Below are 4,858 nucleotides of genomic sequence, written 5' to 3'. Positions count from 1 at the left end.
AAAGTACATTACGTGTTTTTTAGTTTGTTTGAACGAAAGTTCATTTTGTTTTCGTTCTTAAGTTGATGGGCATGCGTTACAGCCCCTATTAGAAACATTGGTGCGATTATGACTAACGACCACATAGCAAACCATGTTTTTGTAAAACTTGTTACGAAAGTCATTTTGCGAAGTAGAAAATTAGGACCTATCACAACTAAAATTAATGACAAACTATATCCAACGCACTGAATAAGTGACATCTGTAATAGTCCGTTATTTACTATTAGAACAGAAGCAATAATCCAAAACGATACGATATTCATTACTGTAAAACCAATTTGCTTCCACGTTTCCTGTCTATCTCTTTCCATCACTTTTACAAGTTCATTTGCGTATTCTTTCGGTGAGCTTCCGAAAATTTCTTCTACGCTTTTTCCATTACTCTCACCTTCTATTAAATGAAGTTCTGCGTCTTCAATAAAGCTTTCAATATCGCTTTCTTTCACACTCTTTGCAGTCAAAAACAACCTCATATCTAATAAAAACTTTCGTGCTTCATTTGATAGCATTATTTTCTTCTCCCCTTCCCTTCAAGTAGACGTTCCACACTACTTTGCATCGCTTCCCAGCGATCCATAAATTCATCCAGTGCGTCTTCGCCATCTTCTGTTAACGTGTAATACTTCCGTTTTGGACCAGATGGGGATTCCTTCATTACACTTTTTATGAATCCTTCTTTTTGCATTCGTATTAATAACGGATAAATACTTCCCTCACTCGCCATTGTAAAGCCATACTTTGCTAGCTTCTCACTCATTTCATAACCGTATATTTCACCTTCAGAAATAATAGCAAGTAAGCATCCTTCTAAAATCCCTTTCAGCATTTGACTTGTCGACATAATTCAAATCCTCCTACTATCTTGTTTTACAAGATAGATAAGCGTAAGTATCTTGCTTTACAAAATAGTATAGCAGAGACTATTTTGCAAAACAAGATAGCTAACAATATTTTTCCAAATCTTTGCAGGATTTTTCTTATCCACTCTCTAAATAGAGCAATATGAGAACTTTATTACGAAGGGATGTTTTTCATCATGGTTACAAATCGAGTTGTTTTTTTAACAGGTGCTGCAAGTGGTATTGGATATGAAATGGGAAACGCTTTTGCAAAAGAAGGGGCAAAAGTTGTTATTACCGATCGTCTTGAAGAACGTGCAAAAGAAGCTGCTGAACAACTACAAAAAGAGGGCTTTCAAGCTATCGGCTTAAAATGTGATGTTACATCCGAAGAAGAAATAGAAGCATCCATTTCTCAAACTGTTACTCATTTCGGTTCATTAGACATATTAATTAATAATGCAGGCATGCAACACGTTTCACCAATTGAAGATTTTCCAACCGAAAAATTCGAGCTACTAATTAAAATTATGCAAATCGCTCCTTTTATCGCCGTTAAGCATGCCTTTCCCATTATGAAAAAGCAAAAATATGGCCGAATTATTAATGTAGCTTCCATTAATGGCCTCGTTGGATTCGCTGGAAAAGCTGCTTATAATAGCGCAAAACATGGTGTAATTGGATTAACAAAAGTTGCCGCTTTAGAAGGGGCTACTCACGGAATTACTGTTAATGCGCTTTGTCCCGGTTATGTCGATACCCCTCTCGTACGGAATCAATTACAAGACTTGGCCACTACACGAAATGTACCACTTGAAAATGTTCTAGAGGATGTCATTTATCCACTTGTCCCACAAAAACGCTTATTACAAGTACAAGAGATTGCTGATTATGCGATGTTTTTAGCGAGCGAAAAAGCTAAAGGTATAACTGGACAAGCTGTCGTTATCGATGGTGGTTATACTGCTCAATAAAAAATAAAGTTTGCTCACGAAGAGCAAACTTTATTTTTTATCGCGAGGATCATCATACTGTAGTAATTGCCGTGGCAACTTCTCTATTGCAACAATTACCCCATCTAATTTACTTTCAATTCGATGAAGTAAATATAATGTTACAACAATTGGAAACCCTACATTACCTATCATCTTGATCCACTCTTCCATCTTTTTCTCCTCCTTTCATTATATAAATAAGAAAAAAGAACACATTTAGGCATAGAAAAACAAGCTATTATGTATTAGCTTGTTTTTTCAAACAATGATGCAATTTCTCGCTTATAATCTCCACGTATAATACCTTGCTCAGTAATAATACCTGTAATTAATTCATTCGGTGTTACATCAAATGCAGGATTATAAACAGTAGTTCCAACTGGCGTTACCTGTTTCCCAAAAATTTTCGTAACTTCTGTTTCATCTCTTTCTTCAATAACAATTTCTGCACCTGTTTGTTTCGTAATATCAAATGTAGATAGTGGAGCTGCAACGTAGAACGGGATATCGAAATACTTTGCTAATATAGCTAAATTCATCGTTCCGATTTTATTTGCTGTATCCCCATTTGCGACAATTCGGTCCGCTCCTACAATAATTGCGTTGATTTCTTTCGTTTGAATAGCATGAGCTGCCGTATTATCTGTAATAAGTGTTACATCAATACCTGCCTGTTTTAATTCCCAAGTCGTTAAGCGACCGCCTTGTAAAACCGGTCTCGTTTCACATGCATATGCATGTAAATGTACACCTTTTTCTTTCCCAATATAAAACGGTGCTAATGCAGTACCATATTTAGCAGTTGCAATACTGCCAGCGTTACAAATTGTTAAAATGTTATCACCGTCTTTAAAGCATGTTAATGCATGTTCTCCAATACTTCGGCATACCGCTTCATCTTCTTGCTGAATACGAAGCGCTTCTTCTTCTAATATTTTTTGCGCTTCTTTTATTGTAGTAATTTCTTGAATAGATTCTCTCATACGCTCGATTGCCCAAAATAAATTGACTGCTGTCGGGCGTGACGTCCCTAAATAATTACAATCTCTATTAAACTTCTTTTGAAATTCTTCAATATGTAAAGTAGTATATTTTTTTGATGCAAGCGCCAAGCCAAATGCAGCTACAATTCCAATTGCAGGTGCTCCTCGTACTTCTAGCATGACAATACTTTTCCATACCTCTTCAATCGTCGTTAATGTTTTGTATTCTGTGCTATGCGGCAACTTTGTTTGATTTAATACTGCAATGGCATCACCTTTCCAACTGACAGACCTCGGAATCGTAACAACTGTACTCATGCTTTTACCCCTCCAGAAACTGTCTGTTGGAATAATGCTCGGAACAGTTGAATATCAGCGTTTTTAGATTCATATTTTATTAGTTCTCTACCTAAGGATAACGCTTGTTTCTTAGCTTGAATTCTCGTTTCTTTATTTGCTATTTCATCTAAATCAGCTACATGTGCTAAGCCAATTGTTCTTCGGATAAGCTCACATCCAGCAAATCCGACCACATCCGTAAAAATATTTTGCAAAATAATCGGCAACCATTGTTTCTCTTTCGTATATGCTTCTACACCTTCTCCAATCCATAACTTCGTAAAAGTGTCTACGAAATAGCTCCATGTTTTCTCAATATGGAAAAATAGCACACTTCTCTGTTCTTCCTCTCTAGATAGAGCATTTAATAATAGATTTGCAATAAATTGCCCGATGTCAAATCCAAATGGACCGTACGTTGCAAATTCTGGGTCAATCACTTTCGTTTCAGAAGGTGATGAAAAAATACTTCCAGTATGTAAATCTCCATGAATGAGTGCCTCTTTTCTCGTTAAAAATTTATATTTATATTGCGCTACTTTTAGTTTTAAAGTTTTATCACTCCATAGTTCATCTACAGCCAATTGTAACTCCGGTTCATAATCATTCGTATCGTAATGACCAAACGGGTCTGTAAATACTAAATCTTCTGTTATTTTACAAAGATCTGGGTTTACAAATGTACCTTCTAGTACCCTTTTTTCTTCTGACTGTAAACCAAAATCTGAAGTATAAAATAAAACATTCGCTAGAAAACGACCGATATGCTGGGATAGAAGTGGATACTCTTCTCCATCTATTAATCCTTTTCTTGTAATAGTTAATCTTGATAAGTCTTCTATGACTGTTACTGCTAACTCTTCATCATGACTGTACACTACCGGCACATATTCAGGTACATACTTCGCGAAAATTTGTAATGCTTTACTTTCAATCGTTGCTCTTTTTATAGACAATGGCCAGCTCTCACCAACTACTTTCGCATATGGTAGTGCTTGTTTTATTATAATAGACTTCTCTCCATCATCTAATTTGAACACGTAATTTAAATTTCCATCTCCAATTTCATGACAAACTACATTTGCTTTCTTTTCAAAATAGCCATGTTCTTTCGCATATTGTACAGCGGTTACTTCTGTTAATGAATAATATCCCATCGTCTTCTCCCCCTTTTTTTAATTCAGAGGTTTTTCTAACACAGAAAAACCTCTTTCCACTAAGAAAGAGGTTTGAAGTTTATCTTCTCCCCTCTTATCTGCCAGAAAGTTTTACTTTCTGCTGGAATTAGCACCGTGCCTTTTGGCGTCATAAACGCCCCATTTCACAATGGTATTACGGTCGGTTGCTGGGCTTCATCGGGCCAAATCCCTCCACCTGCTCTTGATAAGAGTTGTATAATTTTTTAGAATTTTTAACTTTATGTTGAAGACTATACCAAGAATAAAAATCACTTGTCAACATTTTATTTGTATAATTCTGGACGTCGATCCGCAAAAACTGGAATTCCTTTGCGTACTTCTTTAATTTTCTCGAGTGTAAGCTCTCCAAATAGAATTGATTCTTCTTCATTTGCTTCTACAACAACTTATGATGATAGGTAAGGCTTTGATGTAATCTCCACCTTTTCCCCCACCTCACACCGTACGTGCTAGTTTCCTAG

Annotated in this window: 6 protein-coding genes, 1 pseudogene and 1 riboswitch; of the genes and pseudogenes, 1 reads left to right on the top strand and 6 read right to left on the bottom strand. The window is 36.1% G+C overall.

Features of this window, described 5'->3' with window-relative positions; translation table 11 throughout:
• Positions 1-8 precede the first annotated feature (8 nt).
• Entirely contained in the window at positions 9-551 is a 543-nt protein-coding gene (locus PDQ33_RS28225) for a DUF1129 domain-containing protein (RefSeq protein ID WP_429680813.1), read from the bottom strand.
• The gene (locus PDQ33_RS28220) at positions 551-883 is read right to left on the bottom strand and encodes a PadR family transcriptional regulator (protein ID WP_000107963.1); all 333 of its coding nucleotides are present in this window, start codon (positions 881-883) and stop codon (positions 551-553) included. Before PDQ33_RS28220 ends, PDQ33_RS28225 begins: the two co-directional genes overlap by 1 nt.
• A 195-nt stretch (positions 884-1,078) precedes the next feature.
• Between PDQ33_RS28220 and PDQ33_RS28215 the strand changes: the two genes are divergently transcribed.
• Positions 1,079-1,855, top strand: coding sequence for a 3-hydroxybutyrate dehydrogenase (locus tag PDQ33_RS28215; protein ID WP_000258438.1), 777 nt, complete (start codon positions 1,079-1,081; stop codon positions 1,853-1,855).
• A 30-nt stretch (positions 1,856-1,885) separates the two neighbouring features.
• Here PDQ33_RS28215 and PDQ33_RS28210 read toward each other — a convergent pair whose 3' ends face one another.
• The 4 genes and pseudogenes from PDQ33_RS28210 to PDQ33_RS28195 form a co-directional block, all read right to left on the bottom strand.
• Entirely contained in the window at positions 1,886-2,047 is a 162-nt protein-coding gene (locus tag PDQ33_RS28210) for a YvrJ family protein (RefSeq protein ID WP_000393331.1), read from the bottom strand.
• A gap of 74 nt (positions 2,048-2,121) precedes the next feature.
• Positions 2,122-3,177, bottom strand: a complete 1,056-nt coding sequence (mtnA, locus tag PDQ33_RS28205) for an S-methyl-5-thioribose-1-phosphate isomerase (protein WP_270757058.1) — start codon at positions 3,175-3,177, stop codon at positions 2,122-2,124.
• Positions 3,174-4,355, bottom strand: coding sequence for an S-methyl-5-thioribose kinase (gene mtnK / locus PDQ33_RS28200; protein ID WP_061132243.1), 1,182 nt, complete (start codon positions 4,353-4,355; stop codon positions 3,174-3,176). Before mtnK ends, mtnA begins: the two co-directional genes overlap by 4 nt.
• Before the next feature lie 91 nt (positions 4,356-4,446).
• Positions 4,447-4,588, bottom strand: a riboswitch (SAM riboswitch).
• Positions 4,589-4,660: 72 nt separating this feature from the next.
• Positions 4,661-4,783, bottom strand: a pseudogene (locus PDQ33_RS28195) (carbon-nitrogen family hydrolase); the annotation flags it as partial.
• Positions 4,784-4,858 lie beyond the last annotated feature (75 nt).

The organism is Bacillus cereus group sp. Bc031 (assembly GCF_027716265.1).
Classification (GTDB): domain Bacteria; phylum Bacillota; class Bacilli; order Bacillales; family Bacillaceae_G; genus Bacillus_A; species Bacillus_A paranthracis.
This window is presented reverse-complemented; position numbering and strand designations above follow the sequence as displayed.